General features: G+C 74.1%; 13 protein-coding genes. 11 read left to right on the top strand and 2 right to left on the bottom strand.

Annotation, left to right across the window (positions count from 1 at the left end; genetic code table 11):
* Positions 1-8: 8 nt before the first annotated feature.
* Positions 9-1,244 (top strand): DUF4032 domain-containing protein, encoded by a 1,236-nt coding sequence (locus ACZ7DE_RS25100; RefSeq protein ID WP_470764822.1) that lies wholly within the window; start codon positions 9-11, stop codon positions 1,242-1,244.
* Positions 1,245-1,322: 78 nt separating this feature from the next.
* Here ACZ7DE_RS25100 and ACZ7DE_RS25095 read toward each other — a convergent pair whose 3' ends face one another.
* A complete protein-coding gene (locus ACZ7DE_RS25095) occupies positions 1,323-2,195 on the bottom strand; it encodes a universal stress protein (RefSeq protein WP_470764820.1) in 873 nt (290 codons plus the stop codon).
* 171 nt (positions 2,196-2,366) lie between these two features.
* On the opposite strand from ACZ7DE_RS25095, the gene ACZ7DE_RS25090 reads away from it, so the two are divergent.
* From ACZ7DE_RS25090 to ACZ7DE_RS25050, 9 genes are all read left to right on the top strand, one after another.
* Entirely contained in the window at positions 2,367-2,561 is a 195-nt protein-coding gene (locus tag ACZ7DE_RS25090) for a VOC family protein (RefSeq protein WP_470764818.1), read from the top strand.
* A gap of 142 nt (positions 2,562-2,703) precedes the next feature.
* Complete coding sequence (locus ACZ7DE_RS25085; RefSeq protein ID WP_470764816.1) at positions 2,704-4,380, top strand: NAD(P)/FAD-dependent oxidoreductase; 1,677 nt, start codon at positions 2,704-2,706, stop codon at positions 4,378-4,380.
* Between the two features lie 11 nt (positions 4,381-4,391).
* The gene (locus ACZ7DE_RS25080; RefSeq protein WP_470764938.1) at positions 4,392-5,855 is read left to right on the top strand and encodes an ATP-binding protein; all 1,464 of its coding nucleotides are present in this window, start codon (positions 4,392-4,394) and stop codon (positions 5,853-5,855) included.
* On the top strand, positions 5,852-6,205 hold the full coding sequence (locus ACZ7DE_RS25075; RefSeq protein WP_470764814.1) for a UBP-type zinc finger domain-containing protein: 354 nt from the start codon (positions 5,852-5,854) through the stop codon (positions 6,203-6,205). The genes ACZ7DE_RS25080 and ACZ7DE_RS25075 overlap by 4 nt, the downstream gene beginning before the upstream one ends.
* Positions 6,206-6,284: 79 nt before the next feature.
* Positions 6,285-9,278 carry a helix-turn-helix transcriptional regulator gene (locus ACZ7DE_RS25070; protein WP_470764812.1) on the top strand — a complete coding sequence of 998 codons (2,994 nt, stop codon included), beginning with the start codon at positions 6,285-6,287 and terminating at the stop codon, positions 9,276-9,278.
* 266 nt (positions 9,279-9,544) lie between these two features.
* Entirely contained in the window at positions 9,545-10,627 is a 1,083-nt protein-coding gene (locus ACZ7DE_RS25065) for a tetratricopeptide repeat protein (protein ID WP_470764810.1), read from the top strand.
* Positions 10,624-11,694 carry a polyprenyl synthetase family protein gene (locus tag ACZ7DE_RS25060; RefSeq protein WP_470764808.1) on the top strand — a complete coding sequence of 357 codons (1,071 nt, stop codon included), beginning with the start codon at positions 10,624-10,626 and terminating at the stop codon, positions 11,692-11,694. The genes ACZ7DE_RS25065 and ACZ7DE_RS25060 overlap by 4 nt, the downstream gene beginning before the upstream one ends.
* 106 nt (positions 11,695-11,800) lie before the next feature.
* Positions 11,801-12,760, top strand: coding sequence for a threonine/serine dehydratase (locus tag ACZ7DE_RS25055; protein ID WP_470764806.1), 960 nt, complete (start codon positions 11,801-11,803; stop codon positions 12,758-12,760).
* A 316-nt stretch (positions 12,761-13,076) separates the two neighbouring features.
* Positions 13,077-14,726: a serine/threonine protein kinase gene (locus tag ACZ7DE_RS25050; protein ID WP_470764804.1), complete on the top strand. Its 1,650-nt coding sequence runs from the start codon at positions 13,077-13,079 to the stop codon at positions 14,724-14,726.
* On the opposite strand, the gene ACZ7DE_RS25045 is transcribed toward ACZ7DE_RS25050, so the two are convergent.
* Positions 14,715-16,181: a serine hydrolase domain-containing protein gene (locus ACZ7DE_RS25045; protein WP_470764802.1), complete on the bottom strand. Its 1,467-nt coding sequence runs from the start codon at positions 16,179-16,181 to the stop codon at positions 14,715-14,717. The genes ACZ7DE_RS25050 and ACZ7DE_RS25045 overlap by 12 nt on opposite strands.
* Before the next feature lie 95 nt (positions 16,182-16,276).
* Here ACZ7DE_RS25045 and ACZ7DE_RS25040 point away from each other — a divergent pair, with 95 nt between their 5' ends.
* A complete protein-coding gene (locus ACZ7DE_RS25040) occupies positions 16,277-17,248 on the top strand; it encodes an LLM class F420-dependent oxidoreductase (protein ID WP_470764800.1) in 972 nt (323 codons plus the stop codon).
* The last annotated feature ends 103 nt before the right edge of the window (positions 17,249-17,351 follow it).

Raw genomic sequence — 17,351 nt, 5'->3', positions numbered from 1 at the left:
GTCGGGCCATGGCTTTGCAGATCAGCGCCACCAATCCGGAGCATCCGGCACTCCTGCTGGAGCTGCCCTGGCACCTGCCTCTGGAGGAGTGGCCCGAGGACGTCCTGGTCCCGCTGCCGCGCGGCATCTCCCGCCACGTGGTGCGCTACGCCCGGGCCGGCGACGAGGTGATCGCCGTCAAGGAGCTCGCCGAGCGCCCCGCGCTGCGCGAGTACGAGCTGCTGCGTGACCTCGACCGGCTCGCCATCCCCGCCGTCGACCCGCTGGCCGTGGTCACCGGGCGCACCGACGGGGACGACGCGCCGCTGGAGTCGGTGCTGGTCACCCGGCATCTGGGCGGTTCGATGCCGTACCGCTCGATGTTCGAGACGACGATGCGTCCGGCGACCATGCACCGGCTGATGGACGCCCTCGCCGTGCTCCTGGTGCGGCTGCACCTGGCCGGGTTCGCGTGGGGTGACTGCTCGCTGTCCAACACGCTGTTCCGCCGGGATGCGGGGGCCTACGCCGCCTATCTGGTCGACGCCGAGACCGGCGACCTGCACCCCCGGCTGAGCACCGGCCAGCGCGAGTACGACCTCGACCTCGCCCGCGTCAACATCAGCGGCGAACTGCTCGACCTGGAGGCCTCCGGGGCGCTGCACCCGTCGGTGGACCCGATCGAGTTCGGCACGGAGATCTGCGCCCGCTACGGGGCCCTGTGGCAGGAGCTGACCCGCACCTCCGTCTACCCGGCGGGCAAATACCACTACATCGAGCGCCGGATCCGCCGGCTCAACGAGCTCGGCTTCGACGTGGCGGAGATGCAGATCGAGCACTCCTCCAGCGGCGACTCGGTCACGTTCGTGCCGAAGGTCGTCGACGCGGGCCACCACCAGCGTCAGCTGCTGCGCCTGACGGGCCTGGACACCGAGGAGAACCAGGCCCGGCGGCTGCTGAGCGACCTGGAGAGCTGGATGGCCACCCAGGACGACTACGCCCCTGGCGACCCGCTCGCGGCGCGCCCGGAGGTGCTGGCCCACCGCTGGGTGCGGGACGTCTTCCGGCCCACCGTGCGCGCGGTGCCCCTCGAACTGCGCGGGTCCATGGACTCCGCGGAGATCTACCACGAGCTCCTCGAACACCGCTGGTACCTGTCGGAGCGCGCGCAGCACGACATCGGGCTCGACACCGTGGTCGAGGACTACATCCAGAACATCCTGCCCAAGGCGCGCGAGACCCTGGAGCCGACCGTTCCGGAGTGATCCCGCGGCGCGGCCGGAGCCCGCCCGGAACGCAGACCGGAGCGCGCCCCGAGCGGTTCCGGCACGGATCCGCGGCGGTCAGTCCTGGGGCACGACGGCGACCGGGCAGTCGGCGTGATGCAGGACCCCGTGCGCCACCGAGCCGATCCGGGCGCCGACCGCCGTGCGGTGGGCGCGGCGGCCGACCACCGTCAGCTGCGCCCGTCCGGCGACCGACAGCAGCACCTGGCCCGCGCTGCCCATCTCCACGTGCTCCACCACCGGCACGTCCGGGAACCGCTCCCGCCACGGCATGAGCGCTTCGGCCAGCGCCTTCTTCTCGTACGGCTCCAGGCCGCCCGCCTCGTCGAGGAGCCTGAGCGAGCCGGGGCTGTAGGCGAACACCGGCGGCAGGGTCCAGGCCCGCACCGCGCGCACGCTCGCGCCGCGCGCGGCCGCCGTCTCGAACGCGAAGCGCAGGGCCGGCGCACTGTCCTCGGGCTCGCCCTGCTGACCGACGACGATCTCGTGGCCGGCCACCTCGGACGAGGGCCGGTCACCGGCCCGGACCAGCACGACCGGCCGCGTGGCCTCGGCGATCACCTGCTGGCCGACCGAGCCCAGCAGGAAGCCGAAGACCGGCCCGTGCCCGCGCGAGCCGAGCACCAGCATCTCCGCGTCCGCCGCGGCGGCGACGAGCGTCTCGACCGGGCCGCCCTCCTGGACGTCGGTGGTGACGGTCAGCCCCGGGTGCCGTTCGGCGAGGGTCGCGACGGCCTGCCGCACGGAGTCCCGCACCCACCGCTCCTGGGCGTCCCGGTCCGCCACGTCGGCCGCCGCGTTCGGCTGGAACCGCCAGGCGTGCACCACCCGCAGGTCCAGGTCTCGCCGGACGGCCTCGCGGGCCGCCCAGGCGAGCGCCGCGAGGCTCTCGTCCGTCCCGTCGACCCCTGCCGTGATCGGGACCGTCATCCCGCCGCCTCCTCTGTCGTGACCACATCCGTCGGGCCCCAGTCTTCACTACGCCGCCGGCATGGCTTCGGAGCAGGTGGTCGTCGACGCCCCCGCCGAGCACGAGATCTGACCGAGTACGAGACCAGACCGCGGCGGAACCTGCTGCCGGGCCTGGTCTTCTTCGTCCCGGTGCCGGAGGGGAGGACGGTCGAGGACCGGCTCCACCTGGACTTCCGCCCCGACGACCGGCACGCCGAGGAGATCCGCCCGCTGTCCCTGGCCGCCCGCCGTACGGACGTCGGACAGGGCGAGCCGCGCTGGGTGACGCCGGTCGGCCCCGAGGGCAACGCGTTCTGTGTGCTCGGAGCGCGCCGGACGGCTTGACGGCGTGCGCCCCGCACTGATCCGAGAGCGCACGGTCCGCCGGTATCCGGAGCGCATCGGAACGATCGAACATACGATGGGCGGAGCCGGCGCGGGCTTCGCCGTGCCGCGCGACCGACGACCCTCTCGGGGTGGGAGACGTATGGCACAGGCCGCCGACACCGCGCGGACCGTCATCCTGACCGTGGACGACGACCCGGGGGTCTCCCGGGCCGTGGCCCGTGACCTCAGGCGCCGGTACGGCGCCTCGTACCGGATCGTGCGCGCCGAGTCCGGGGAGTCCGCGCTGGAGGCGCTGCGCGAGCTGAAGCTGCGCGGCGACCTGGTGGCCGTGATCCTGGCCGACTACCGGATGCCGCAGATGAACGGCATCGAGTTCCTCGAACAGGCACTGGACGTGTACCCCGGCGCCCGGCGCGTGCTGCTGACCGCCTACGCGGACACCAGCGCGGCGATCGACGCGATCAACGTCGTCGACCTCGACCACTACCTGCTCAAGCCCTGGGACCCGCCGGAGGAGAAGCTCTACCCCGTCCTGGACGACCTGCTGGAGGCCTGGCGGTCCAGCGACCACCGGCCCGTGCCGGCCACGAAGGTGGTCGGGCACCGCTGGTCGGCGCGCTCCTCGGACGTGCGGGAGTTCCTCGCGCGCAACCAGGTGCCGTACCGCTGGTACTCCGCCGACGAACCCGAGGGGCAGCGGCTGCTGGCCGCTGCCGGGGCCGACGGGCAGCGGCTGCCGCTGGTGGTGACCGCCGAGGGCACGCCGCTGGTCGCGCCGGACGCCCCCGAGCTGGCCGCCCAGGTGGGGCTGGCGACCACGCCGACAGCCGAGTTCTACGACCTGGTGGTGATCGGCGGCGGCCCGGCCGGACTCGGCGCGGCCGTGTACGGGGCCTCCGAGGGGTTGCGCACCGTGCTCGTGGAACGGTCGGCGACCGGCGGCCAGGCCGGGCAGAGCTCGCGCATCGAGAACTACCTGGGCTTCCCCGACGGCGTGTCCGGGGCCCAGCTCACCGACCGGGCGCGCCGGCAGGCGACGAAGTTCGGCGCCGAGATCCTCACCGCCCGTGAGGTGACCGGGCTGGAGGTCAGCGGATCCGCGCGGGTGGTGCGGTTCTCGGACGGGTCCGCGGTGGCCGCGCACAGCGTCATCCTCGCCACCGGCGTGTCCTACCGGCAGTTGGCGGCGCCGGGCTGCGACGACCTGACCGGCTGCGGGGTGTTCTACGGCTCGGCGCTCACCGAGGCGGCCTCCTGCCAGGGGCACGACGTGTACATCGTGGGCGGCGCCAACTCGGCCGGCCAGGCGGCGATGTACCTGGCGCGGGGCGCCAAGTCCGTGACGCTGCTGGTGCGCGGGGAGTCCCTCGCGGCGTCGATGTCGTACTACCTGATCCAGCAGATCGAGGAGGCGCCGAACATCTCGGTGCGCCCCGGCACGGTCGTGGAGGCCGCGCACGGCGAGGACCGTCTGGAGCAGCTGACGCTGCGGGACGTGGCGAGCGGGCAGACCGAACTCGTCGACGCCCAGTGGATGTTCGTGTTCATCGGCGCGGCCCCGCTGACCGACTGGCTGGAGGGCACGGTGCTGCGCGACGAGCGCGGGTTCATCCTCGCCGGCCCCGATCTGACGCCGGACGGGCGGCCGCCGGCGGACTGGGAGCTGGACCGGCCGCCGTACCACCTGGAGACCAGCATTCCCGGCGTGTTCGTGGCGGGCGACGCGCGCGCGGAGTCCGCCAAGCGCGTCGCGTCCGCCGTCGGAGAGGGAGCCATGGCCGTCATGCTCGTCCACCGGTATCTGGAGCAGTCGTGAGCGGGCGGCCGATGCCGTGCAGCCCGGCCGAGATCAGCTCGCTGTTCCTGTTCGAGAAGCTCTCCCCGGAGCAGCTGGGACGGCTGTGCAGCGAGGGCCGCGTGGAGCGGTTCGAGCCGGGCCCGGTGTACACCGAGGGGGACCCGGCGACCTGCTTCTACGTGATGATCGAGGGCACGGTGGTGCTGTCCCGCCGGGTCGGCGGGGACGACGTCGAGGTCAGCCGCACCTCCCAGCGCGGGGTGTACGCCGGGGCCATGCAGGCGTACCTGGGCGACCGGGTGCCGCAGGTCTACAACAACTCGATGCGGGTCACCGAGCCCACGCGGTTCTTCGTGCTGCCCGCCGAGTCGTTCTCGGCCGTCATGCAGGAGTGGTTCCCGATGGCCGCCCACCTGCTGGAGGGGTTGTTCTTCGGCTCGAAGAACACCCAGCGGGCGATCGGGCAGCGCGAACGGCTGCTGGCGCTGGGCTCGTTGTCGGCCGGTCTCACGCACGAGCTGAACAACCCGGCCGCGGCGGCCGTGCGGGCCACGGCCACGCTGCGGGAGCGGGTGGCGAAGATGCGGCACAAGCTCGCCGTCATCGCCTCCGGCGCGTACGACTCGGAGGCGATGACCCGGCTGATCGAGATCCAGGAACGCACCGCCGAACTGGTCGCCAAGGCGCCGGTGCTGAGCCCGCTGGAGGCCTCCGACCGGGAGGACGCGCTCACCGACTGGCTCGACGACCGCGGCATGGCGGAGGGCTGGCGGATCGCGCCGACCTTCGTGCAGGCCGGGCTGGACGTGGACTGGCTGGAGCAGGTCGCGGCCGCCGTCGACGAGGACACCCTGCCGGGCGCGATCGGATGGCTCAACTACACGGTCGAGACCGAGCTGTTGATGGACGAGATCGACGACTCCACCAACCGCATCTCCCACCTCGTCGACGCCGCCAAGCAGTACTCGCAGCTGGACCGCGCGCCCTACCGGGTCGTCGACGTGCACGAACTCCTCGACAGCACCCTGCTGATGCTGTCGGGCAAGATCGGCCGGCGCATCGAGGTCGTCAAGGACTACGACCGCGCGCTCCCGCCGGTCCCGGCCTATCCCGCCGAGCTCAACCAGGTGTGGACGAACCTGGTCGACAACGCCGTCTTCGCCGTCAACAGCACCGGCGGGGAAGGCACGTTGACCGTGCGGACGGCCCGCGAGGGCGACCGGCTGCTGGTGGAGTTCCGCGACACCGGGCCCGGCATCCCGCCGGACATCCGCGGTCGCATCTTCGACCCGTTCTTCACCACGAAGCCGGTCGGCGAGGGCACCGGTCTCGGCCTGGACATCTCCTGGCGGATCATCGTCAACAAGCACCACGGCAGCCTCCAGGTCGAATCCGCTCCGGGCGACACCCGCTTCCAGGTGCTGCTGCCGCTGACCGCCCCCGACCCCGAGAGCGTCCAGGACGACGCCGACCCCGCCGAGGAGCCCGCATGACCGACGTAGACGCCATCGACCCGAGCGTCCCGCCCAGCGGCGCCGGCTGCGTGGACTGCGACGCGGCGGGCGGCTGGTGGTTCCATCTGCGACGCTGCGCGAGCTGCGGCCATGTCGGCTGCTGCGACTCCTCCCCCGCCCAGCACGCCACCGCGCACTACAAGGCGACCGGGCATCCCCTGGTGCGCAGCTTCGAGCCGGGCGAGGAGTGGTTCTGGGACTACTCCACCGACGAGCTGTACGAGTCCGGGCCCGAGCTCGCCCCTCCGGTGAGCCACCCCGCGGACCAGCCCACGCCGGGTCCGGCGGGGCGGGTGCCCGCGGACTGGGCGCGGTCGTTGCGGCGTTGAGCCGGCCGCGGTCCGCGCGGCGGGGTTCCGTTCCTGGTCCGCGGGCCGCGTCGGCCGTGGCACGTGCCAGGATGGAGCCGTGTCGCAGACCGTGTTCGCCACTCCGTTCATCGGCCGGGAAGAGGAGCTCGCCCGGCTGTCCGGCGTGCTGGAGCGCGCGCGGGGCGGTGAGGCGCGCGCGGTCCTGATCGCCGGGGACGCGGGCGTGGGCAAGACACGCGTGCTGGACGAGATCGCGGCACATGCGGCGCGCTCCGGCATGACCGTGCTCACCGGGCACTGCGTGGACCTCGGTGACGTGGGTCTGCCGTATCTGCCGTTCACGGAGATCCTGGGCCTGCTCGCCGCGGACGGGCGGTTCGCCTCCGCGCTGGCCGCGCACCCGGTGGTCGACCGGCTGCTCGGTTCGGGCGCGGACGCCGTCCGGGACGACGGGGGTCCCCTGGCGCGTTCGGACAGCGGAGGAGGCCGGCTGCGGCTGTTGGAGGGCATGGCGTCGCTGCTCGCCGACCTCTCGGAGATCTCCCCGCTGCTCCTCGTCCTGGAGGACCTGCACTGGGCCGACCCCTCCTCCCGCGACCTGCTGCGCTTCCTGCTCAGCCGGGGCCTGCTGCAGCGGCCGGCGGGCGACGGGACGGGTCACCGGCTGGCGGTGCTCGCCTCCTACCGCGCGGACGACCTGCACCGCCGCCATCCGTTCCGCCCCCTGCTCGCCGAGCTGGTGCGGCTGCCGGCCGTGGACCGGCTGGAGCTGCGTCCGCTGGCGGACGCCGACGTGGCCCGCCTGGTGCGCGCCCTGGAGGACCGTCCGCTGCCGGAGGCCACGGTGCGCCGGATCGTGGAGCGCGCGGAGGGCAACGCCTTCTACGCGGAGGAGCTCCTGGCGGCCCGGGACGCGGAGTCCGGCGGAGTGCCCAGCGGGCTGGCGGACCTCCTGCTGATCCGGGTCGAGCAACTCCCCGACACGGCCCAGCAGGTGCTGCGGACCGCCGCCGTCGCCGGCCGGCGCGTGGAGCACGACCTGCTGCGCGACGCGGTGGGGCTGCCCGAGGAGGAGCTGGAGTCGGCCCTGCGAGAGGCGGTGGGCCGGCAGTTGCTGGTCGCCGGCGGTGACGGCATGTACGCCTTCCGGCACGCCCTCGCGCGCGAGGCGGTGTACGCCGACCTGCTCCCGGGGGAGAGATCACGTCTGCACGGTGCGTTCGCCCGTCTGCTCGCGGGCCGGGGTCACCGCGGCGACACCGCCGCGGAGCGCGCGCACCACTACCGCGAGAGCCGCGATCTGGGCGAGGCGCTCGCCGCCTCGCTGGAGGCCGCCGATCACGCCCACCGGGTCGGGGCGCCCGCCGAGGAACTGCACCACCTGGAGGCCGTCCTCGACCTCTGGCGGTCGGTCCCCGCCTCCGCCCGGCCGTCGGGCGAGGGCAACGACCGCGTCACGCTGATGCTGCGGGCCTCGGCGGCGGCCGCGCACGCCGGGGAGGCCCACCGTGCGGTCTCGCTGACCCGGGCCGCGCTCGCGGGCGTCGGCCAGAACGCCGACTCGGAGCTCGCCGCACGTGTGCGCTACACGCTCGCCGGCACCCTCCTGGGCGTCGACAGCCTGACGGCCGCGTTCGCGTACAGCAGCGAGGCGCTGGCGATGATCCCGGCCGAACCGCCGTCGCCTACGTGGGTGTGGGCCGCCGCCACGCACGTCCTGGCGGCACGTCAGGTCGGCGACTCGGAGACCGCCCTGCGCGTCGCCCACCAGGCGCTGGGCGTCGCCGAGCAACTCGGGCTGACGGACGCGCGCGCCGACCTGCTGGTCTCGCTGGCCAATCTGGAGGGCGGCGGCCGCCGCTCCCCCGAGGGCCGCGCACGGCTGAGGGAGGCACGGGAGCTGGCCCGGCGCGGGGGCAACGCCCCGGTGGAGCTGCGGGCCCTGTTCACCCTGGCCATGGGCGCCTACGAGGCCGGGGAGCCGGAGGACTGCCTGCCCTGGCTGGCCGAGGGCCTGGACCGGGCCCGCCGGGCGGGGCTGCTGTCGTCGCCGTATCCACTGGAGATGCGCTATCTGCAGCTGGTGGTGCTCTACACGCTGGGCCGGTGGGACGAGTGTCTGCGGACGGCGGCGAACGATCTGGCGGTGCTGCCCGCGTCGGGCGGGTTCGCGGTCGGTCCCACGCTGTACGTCGCTCTCGCACGCGGCGAGCACGGCGCCGTCGACCGGGCCCGGGCCCTCCTCCAGGGCCCCTTCGACTGGATGGCGGCGCTCGTCGCGGGCATCGTCCTGACCGACGCGGCGGCGCTGAGCGGCGACGCCGAGGCGGCGGTGGCCCAGCTGCGGTCCTCCGCCGAGTCCTTGAGGGACGATGCGGGAACCCGCCCGGACGTCACCGTCCGGCTCACCGCGCTGGCCCTGGCCGCGGTGGCCGACGCGGCCTCCGAGGCGCGCCTGACCGGCGACGAGGCGGCGGCCGGCCGCTGGTCCGCCGTCGCGGCCGAATTGCTGGAGCCGGCCCGGGCGGTGGCGCTGAGCGGCCAGACCGGCGTGCCGCAGGGGCCGGAGGGGCGGGCCTGGCTGGCCCGTGCCGAGGCCGAGGGTTCCTGGGCCGCCGCAGGTCCCGACGTGGCCGCCTGGGAGAGGACGGTGGAGGCGTTCGGCTACGGCGACGTCTACGAGCTCGCCCGCTGCCGACTGCGGTACGCGCAGGCCCTGTTGGCGGCGGACCGGCGCGAGGAGGCGGCCGTCGAGGCCCGTGCCGCCCGTGAGACGGCCGCACGGCTGGGCGCGACGCCTCTGCTGGAGCGGGCGCAGGACCTGATCCGGCGCGGCCGTCTCACGGACGGTTCGTCCGCGGCCCGGGGCCGTTCGGTCACCCTGACGGCCCGTGAGCAGGACGTCCTGCGACTGCTCGCCCTCGGCCGCAGCAACCGGCAGATCGGCGAGGAGCTCTACATCAGCGGCAAGACGGCGAGCGTCCATGTCTCCAACATCCTCGCCAAGGTGGGCGCGGCGAGCCGTACCGAGGCCGTGGCCATCGCCTACCGCGAGCGGCTGATCGAACCGGAGACGGGCGCCACGAGCTGACGGCGGATCCTCGAAGGGGCCGCCCGCGACAAGGGCGGCGCGGGAGAACGCCGCCCTGCGGCCGGGCTCCCGCGCCGCGGGCCGGCGGCCGCAGAAGGCCCTTGGGCAGTGGACGCCCCCGCGGTCTCCGTCGGTGATCCGCGTCTCACAGGCAACCCCTGGCACACCGCCGACGTCTTGCCTGGCAACACACCGGACTATACGCGCCATGTATACACCTCATCTATACACACGGTGCATACGCGGTGACCGGCCGAAAGGAACCGATGTACGGCAAGGCATTCGCCCCGGAGTACCAGGGCGCCCTCACCACCCTCTCCGTGAACTCCTCCCTGGACGACGTGCTGGCCGCCGGCACCGAGCGGCTCAGAGCGGCCGAACGGGCCGGCGAGCACGGCGAGGCCGCCCGTTCGGGGCTGGCGGTCGCCGAGGCGCACCGCCGGCTGGGTCAGGTGCGCGAGGCGGACCAGGCCTGGAAGGCGAGCTACCGGGCCGCCCGGGGCGCCGGTGACGTCGGCGCGATGGCGTGGGCGCTGTGGAGCGGCGGCACCCTGGCCCGGCAGCGGGGCTCCTTCCCGCTGGCCCGACGCCTGCTGGCGCTCGCGGCGGACCTCGGCGAGCGGGGCGGCGACGTCGTCGTCCGCGGCTACTCCCTGGCCGGGCTCGCGGAAACGGGGCGCATCCAGGGCGACTACGAGGCCGTCGGACTGCTGCACGAGCAGTTGCTGGCCGAGGCCCGCCGGCGCGGCGAGGCACGGCACACCGTGTGGGCGCTGGAAGGCATCGCGCAGATGCACCGCAACTCCGGCGCCTACGACCGCGCGTACGCCCTGTTCGAAGAGGCGGCCCGGATCGCCGCGGGGGCCGAGGACCGACGCGGTCACGCCTGGGCGCTGCGCGGGCTGGCCGACATCGTCTCCGTCCGCGACGGCGACACCGGACGCGCCCTCGCCCTGCTGGCCGAGGCCGAGGCGTCCTGCCGCACGATGAACCTGTCCGGCGCGCTGGCGTACAACCACAAGATGCGCGGCAACGTCCTGTACCGGGCCGGGCGTTACTCCGAGGCCCGCGACCTGTACGAGCAGGCGCTCGGCGAGTTCCGCGCGATGGGCGAGCCGCGCGGCGAGGCCCTCTCCCGGCTCGGCCTGGCGAAGTCGCTGGCCCGCCTGGGCCGCGACCGGGACGAGACGGCGGTCGAACTGGCCGACCTGGCGGCGACGTTGGAGCGCATCGGGCTGCGGCACGCCCGCGAGATGGTCGGCCGGGCGCAGCAGGAGCTGGGCCTCGCACCGCGCACGGGGGAAGCCCCGGCGGCGGCGGTCGACGAGAGCACGGCGGCGGCACGGTGACGGCGCTCGACTCCGCGCTGGCGGAACACCCGGCGGATCCCGCCCTCGCGACCCCGCCCACCGCTCACCAAGTCCTGTCCCGCTGCGGCTCGTTGGTGCGGCCCGCACTCAGGGAGGCCGTCGGCCGGTCGCATCCCTGGGTGGCCGAGATGGCCGGGTACACCTTCGGCTGGTGCGGCATCGGCGGGTCGTCCGTGACCGGCTCCGGCGGCAAGGGCCTGCGCCAGGCCCTCGCGGTGCTCGGCGCGGAGGCGGCCGGCGCACCCGGGCGGGCCGGGGTGCCCGCGGCGGTCGCGGTGGAACTCGTGCACGCCTTCTCCCTGCTCCACGACGACGTCATGGACGGCGACCCGGTCCGGCGGGGGCGCGCCACGGTGTGGAAGGCGTACGGCACCGGAGCGGCGGTCCTCGCGGGCGACGCGCTGTTCGCCCTGGCCGTCGAGACGCTCGCGCTGCAGCCGCCCCCCGCCGGCGCCGCCGCCGTGCGCCTGCTGACCGGCGCGCTCGGGGACCTCGTCCGGGGGCAGGCCGACGACCTGTTGTTCGCCGCGCGGCCCTGGTCGGGGCCCGAGCGGGTGCGGCCGCGGGCCTATCGGACGATGGCCGAGGGCAAGACCGGTGCGCTGCTGGGCTGCGCGACAGCTCTCGGAGCCGTCCTGGGCGGCGCGCCCGCGGCCGCGGTGGCCGCCCTGGACCGCGCCGGACGGCACCTGGGGGTTGCGTTCCAGGTGGTCGACGACGTGCTGGGGATCTGGGGCGACCCGTCGGTGACCGGCAAGCCCGTCCACGGGGATCTGCGCGAGCGCAAGAAGACGTTCCCGGTGCTGGCCGCCCTCGAATCGCCGGGCCCGGCCGCGCGTCGCCTGGCCGTGCTGCTGGAGCGGGGCGGCGATCCGGGCGAGGCGGCCGAACTGGTCGAGGCGGCGGGCGGACGGGCGGCGGCGCTCGTCGAGGCGGACCGTCAGGTGCGCGCCGCCGAGACGGCGCTCGCCGAAGTGCCGCTGGCCGCCGACGCCGTCCGCGACCTGCGCTCCCTGGTCGACTTCGCGGTGCGCCGGGATCTGTGACCCGGACCGCGAAACGAGTTGACCCACGCCGCGGCGGCGGGTGAGGGTGCGAGACGGACCAGGCGCGGCCTTTCCCCTCTCCGCCCGCGCCGGAAGGGTGACTGCCTTGATCGGCATCTCGGACATCGAAACCACCGCCGGACGGATCGCCGGACACGTCGTGCGCACTCCGACCGTGACGAGCCCCGGACTGTCGGCGCTGCTCGGCGTCCCCGTGACCGCGAAGCTGGAGCTGCTCCAGCGCACCGGTTCGTTCAAGGCGCGCGGGGCCACTGCGAAGCTGCTGTCGCTGAGCGAGGCCGAGCGGGCGGCCGGGGTCGTGGCGGTGAGCGGCGGCAACCACGGGATCGCACTCGCGGTCATGGCCGCCGCGCTGGATGTGAAGGCCACCGTCGTGATGCCGCGTTCGGCGCCCGCCCGTGCCGTCGAGATCGCGGAGACGGCCGGCGCCTCGGTGCGGCTGACCGACACCATGGACGGCGCGTTCTCGCTGGTGGAGCGGTTGCGGGACGAGGGCTTCACCCTGGTTCACCCGTTCGACGATCCCGTGGTCGTCGCCGGGCAGGGCACGGTCGGCCTGGAGTTCGCCGCCGACGCCGGTGAGCTCACGGACGTGCTGGTCAGCATCGGGGGCGGCGGCCTGATCGCCGGTGTCGCCGCCGCCCTGCGCGCCCGCCGCCCGGACGTACGGGTCTGGGGCGTGGAGACCGAGGGCGCGCAGGCGATGTCGGAGGCGCTGGCGGCGGGCGGACCGGTGCCGGTAGCGCTGTCGTCGATCGTGTCCACCCTGAGCGCGCCCAGCGTCTCGCAGCTGACGTACGACCATGTCTCGGCCCTGGTCACCGAGGTGATGACGGTTCCCGACCGGGAGGCCGTGCGGGGCTGCCTGGAGTTCGCCGAGCACGCCAAGGTGTGGACCGAGCCGGCGGCCGGCTGTCTGCTGCCCGCGGCCCGCCGGGTGGTCGAGCGGGTGGGGCCCGGCGCGCGGCTGGGGCTGGTCGTCTGCGGGGGCAATACGACGACCGCGGACTTGACGGCCTGGACCGAACGGTTCGGGCTGCGCTGACACCGCTGCGACGGGATAGCGGAAAACCGTCGAAACGGCCTCCGAGCAGGAATGGGCCACGGCCCAGAAGGTCGTTTTCCGGATCGCCGAAGTCTCGACGCCGACCTGTTTACCGCTGGTTACACCGCTGGACAGGTCCCGGACGAGTCCCGGCAATTCCCTTTTTCTCGCACACACGCTCGGCCATGCGGCCCGTCATACGGCGGCTTTCTTGAATGAAGGACAGAAATCGCACCGGAGTTGCGGATGAATTGAACGGACCCCCTCACGGCGGTCGTACCACTGGGAAAGGTGAGTACCAGCGGTTCAACGAGGGATGGCCATGGTCAAGACGCACGTCTCCACGAACGAGTTGGTCGCCGGGAGGTACCGGCTGCTCGACGTCGTCCACCAGGAGACGAACCGCGTCAGCTGGTACGGCGAGTACGTCGAGGACACCGGGGCGGCGCGCCCGTGCCTGGTCACCAGGATCGGGCTGCCCGCCGACCAGGGCGAGGAGAAGGCGCGCCAGGCCGCCGACCGGGTGCTGCGCATGTCGGAGACCATGGCGCGGCTGTGTCCCGGCCGGATCGCCGCGGTCGTCGACGCCGTGGAGGAGGCGGGTTCCCTGTGGACCGTCACCGAGTGGATCGACGGCCCTCCGCTGGGGCAGCTCATGGAGCAGAAGGGCGCGTTCGGCCCCGCCCGGGCCGCCGCGATCGGACTGCAACTGCTGGACGTGCTGGAGGTCGCGCACGGCGAGGGCATCACCCACGGCGAGCTCAGCCCCGGCCAGGTGTTCCTGCGCAGCCAGGGCCCGCTGGTCCTCACCGGCTTCGGCCTGGCCGGCGCGACCCTCGCCCCGCGCGTGGCCGCCCCGTCGTACGCCTCCCCCGAGCAGGCCCGCGACGAGCGCATCGGGCCGGCCGCCGACCTGTGGGCGCTGGGCGCGATCCTCTACACGATGGTCGAGGGGCGGCCGCCGTACCGGGACCGGGACCGGCCCGAGGCGACGCTGAAGGGCGTGGACCGGCTGCCGCTGCGCACTCCGCTGCGGGCCGGCTCGCTCACCCCGACCGTGCAGGGGCTGCTGCGCAAGGACTCCCGGGAGCGCCTGACCCGCACCGTCGTGCGCCAGTCCCTCACCCGTGTGCTGGACGAGGACCCGCACGCCGCCCTGCCCGCACCCCGGCTGCGGCGGGTGTGCGCCGCCGCCCGGCAGGTCGGCCCGCACTGGAGCGGCCGGGCCATGGCGGCCGGGACCGCGCTGGCTGTCGTCACCGTGGCGGTCGCCGCCCTCGCCGTGACCCACCAGCTGTCCGACAGCGACGAGACGGCGGCAGGAGGACCGCAGGCCCGTCCGTCCGCGTCCGCCCCGACGGCCGGCGACGACGCCGGGGACAGAGGCCCCCGGACGCCGGCGCCGACGCCGACCGCCGCGACCCCGACCGCGCCGAGCAGCCCGTCGCCGAGCGCCTCCCCGTCCCCGTCCCCCTCCCCCTCCGTGACCGCCACCGCCCTGCCCGAGGGGTTTCGGGTCTACCGGGCGCCGGAGGGGTTCTCGGTCGCCCTGCCCCCGGGATGGAAGCGGCTGGACACCGCGCGCGACGGCCAGGCGTACCGCGTCACCTTCGGCGCGGCCGGCGATCCGCGGACCCTCGCGGTGACCTACAGCGAGAACGCCGGACCGGACCCGGTCCTCGTCTGGCGGGACGACGTCGAGCCCAACCTGAAGAAGGCCGACGGCTTCCGGCGCATCGGCGCGATCGAGGCGACGACGTACCAGGGGTACAAGGCCGCCGACATGGAATGGGTCGCCGACGTCGACGGTGAGCAGGAACGGACCTTCGGTCGCGGTTTCCTGCTCGGTGGGCGCCGCAGCTTCTCGCTGCGCTGGACGACGCCCGCGGCCGACTGGGACACGAAGGCCGGCCGGCAGGCCCTGGACACGTTCCTGAAGACCTTCCGGCCCAGGTCAGCCGCCTGAGCGGGGCGGGCGGCCGGCCGCCCGCATCGAGCGCAGCGGGCCGCGGTGCAGCGGCTCCGTGTCCCAGCCGGCGGTGAACGTCCGCTCGGCGAGGGAGCACGTCACCCGCAGGCGGTGCGGGGTCTCCAGGAACACGACGTGCGCGGCGAGCGTGTCGCCGTCGGTCCAGCCGCCGCCGACCGCGGTGGGCAGCGGTTCCTCGGACACCCGCCAGCCGCCGGGTCCCGCGGGCAGCTCCAGCCTCAGATCGCCGTTCTTCTCGGCGAGACTCAGCGCCCAGCCGCCGGTTCCCCGGGTGACGGTGACGCCGGTCAGTTCCGGCTGGTCGGCGCAGACACCGCCGGACGGGGTGAAGGCTGCGCCCGACCACTCCCCGGCGCGCTCCGGCGGCACCGGGTCGCCGGGGGCCGCGGGCAGCGCGAGCCGCGCCAGGCGGTGGGCGAGGGCCGTGTCGGCGTCCCGGCGGCCGGTCAGCGGCTGCGGCCGGAACGCGGGCAGCAGATGCTCCCAGACGAGGGTGAGCACGGCCTGCATGTCGCTCGTGGCCGCGGTCGCGGCGATCACGGCGTCGTGCTCGGGCAGGACCAGGCAGAACTGTCCGTAGGCGCCGTCGCCGCGGTAGCCGTGCCGTGAGCGCCAGAACTGGAAGCCGTAGCCGCGCTCCCAGTCCAGGCGGTCCGCCTCGGCCTTCGGGCCGGCCGCCGTCGGCACGTGTGCGCGCGTCGCCTCCGCGACCCACTCCCGCGACAGGAGCCGCTCGCCCTCCCACACACCTTCGTCCAGATAGAGCTGTCCCAGCCGGGCGATCGCGTCGGTCGTGCCGTGCAAGCCGCTGAAACCGAACTCGCGGCCCGACCGGTCGGTCCGCCAGGCGACCTCGCCGACGCCGAGCGGGTCCAGCAGACGCGGCCGCAGATAGGCGGTGAGCGACTGACCGGTGACGCGCTGCACGATCGCGGCGAGCGCGTAGGTCGCGGGCTGGTTGTAGGCGAAGACGGTTCCCGGGTCGCGGTCCGGCGGCAACAGCAGGAAGCCCCGGACCAGGTCGTCGGGGTCGAGGGCGCGCGCCCGCTCGTAGGTCTCCTCCTCGTGCCCGCTCGCCATCGACGCCACGTGACGCACCAGCATCGCGCGGCTGCGCGGGTCGGTGACGTCCGCCTCGAACTCCGGAAAGTACGAGACGACCGGATCGTCGAGGCCGATCAGTCCCTCCGCGAGGGCGAAACCGGCAGCCGTGGCCGTGAAGCTCTTGCTGAGCGAGTACAGCAGTTGGAGCCGGTCGGGCGTGTAAGGCTCCCACCAGCCGGAGGCGACGAGCCGGCCGTGGCGCAGAATCATGAGGCTGTGCGGCTCGACGATCGCGGCCGACTCGACGGCGTCGAGGAAGGCGAGGAGGCCCAGGGCGTCGACGCCCTGGGCGGACGGGGTGCTCGAAGGCAGCGGGCGGGCGCTCATGTCCGCATCCTCCCCCGGCCGGACGGCGGTGATCGACCCCCTTCCTGGTCTCTCGTGGCCTGTTTCCTCCCCCGGCGGCCGGGGACTCGGGAGCCATGGTGCGAATCGGATACACGATGATGACCGAACAGGCCGGCCCACGTGACCTGGTCGACCACGTGGTACGGGCCGAGGAGGCGGGCTTCGACTTCTCGGTCACGTCGGACCACTACTTTCCGTGGCTGCGTTCCCAGGGGCACTCCCCCTACGCGTGGAGTGTGCTCGGAGCCGCCGCCCAGGCCACCTCACGCATCCCGCTGATGACATACGTGACCTGTCCGACCTTCCGCTACCACCCGGCGGTGGTGGCGCAGAAGGCCGCGACGATGCAACTGCTGTCCGAGGGGCGCTTCCGGCTGGGGCTGGGCTCCGGGGAGAACCTCAACGAGCATGTCGTGGGCGGCGGTTGGCCTTCGGTGGACGTACGGCACGAGATGCTCGAGGAGGCCGTGGAGATCATCCGCGCCCTGTTCGAGGGCGGGCACGTCACGCGGCACGGCACCCACTTCGACGTGGACTCGGCCCGGCTGTGGGACCTCCCCGACGAGCCGCCGCCGATCGGCATCGCCGTCTCGGGCGAGCGTTCCTGCCGGCTCGCGGGCCGGCTGGCCGACCTGGTGATCGCCACCGAGCCCAAGCCGGGCCTGCTGGAGGCCTTCGACCGGCACGGCGGCGAGGGCAAGCCGCGCGTGGGCCAGCTCCCGGTCTGCCACGACGCCGACCGCGACACGGCCGTGAAGCGGGCGCACGCCCAGTTCCGCTGGTTCGGCAACGGCTGGAAGGTGAACTCCGAACTGCCCCACCCGGACTCCTTCGAGTCGGCGACCCAGTTCGTGACGCCGGACGACGTCGCCTCCTCGATCCCCTGCGGCGACGACCCGGACGACTTCGTCGAGGCCGTACGCCCCTACGTCGAGGCCGGGTTCACGGAGATCGCCCTGGTGCAGATCGGCGGCGACTCGCAGCCGGCGTACCTGGACTGGGCGGACAAGACCCTGCTGCCCGCCCTGCGCGACGCCTTCGGCTGAGCGCCGTCCGGCCCGCACGCGGGTCTGCCCGGCATCGCCGACGGGTCCGGATAGGCTGCCGGTCTGCACTTTCGCCGTGCCGATCCCATGCCCAGCAGCCCAC

The sequence above is a fragment of the Streptomyces sp. NPDC037083 genome (assembly GCF_055606485.1).
Note: the sequence above shows the minus strand (reverse complement) of the source record. Positions and strands in the feature narration are given on the sequence as shown.

Excerpts from the sequence above, each read along its gene's own strand:
- ACZ7DE_RS25080 (WP_470764938.1), top strand. The coding sequence starts at position 4,392 with ATGCCGTGCAGCCCGGCCGAGATCAGCTCGCTGTTCCTGTTCGAGAAG.
- ACZ7DE_RS25100 (WP_470764822.1), top strand. The coding sequence starts at position 9 with ATGGCTTTGCAGATCAGCGCCACCAATCCGGAGCATCCGGCACTCCTG.
- ACZ7DE_RS25075 (WP_470764814.1), top strand. The coding sequence starts at position 5,852 with ATGACCGACGTAGACGCCATCGACCCGAGCGTCCCGCCCAGCGGCGCC.
- ACZ7DE_RS25040 (WP_470764800.1), top strand. The coding sequence starts at position 16,277 with ATGGTGCGAATCGGATACACGATGATGACCGAACAGGCCGGCCCACGT.
- ACZ7DE_RS25050 (WP_470764804.1), top strand. The coding sequence starts at position 13,077 with ATGGCCATGGTCAAGACGCACGTCTCCACGAACGAGTTGGTCGCCGGG.
- ACZ7DE_RS25095 (WP_470764820.1), bottom strand. The coding sequence starts at position 2,195 with ATGACGGTCCCGATCACGGCAGGGGTCGACGGGACGGACGAGAGCCTC.
- ACZ7DE_RS25065 (WP_470764810.1), top strand. The coding sequence starts at position 9,545 with ATGTACGGCAAGGCATTCGCCCCGGAGTACCAGGGCGCCCTCACCACC.
- ACZ7DE_RS25085 (WP_470764816.1), top strand. The coding sequence starts at position 2,704 with ATGGCACAGGCCGCCGACACCGCGCGGACCGTCATCCTGACCGTGGAC.
- ACZ7DE_RS25045 (WP_470764802.1), bottom strand. The coding sequence starts at position 16,181 with ATGAGCGCCCGCCCGCTGCCTTCGAGCACCCCGTCCGCCCAGGGCGTC.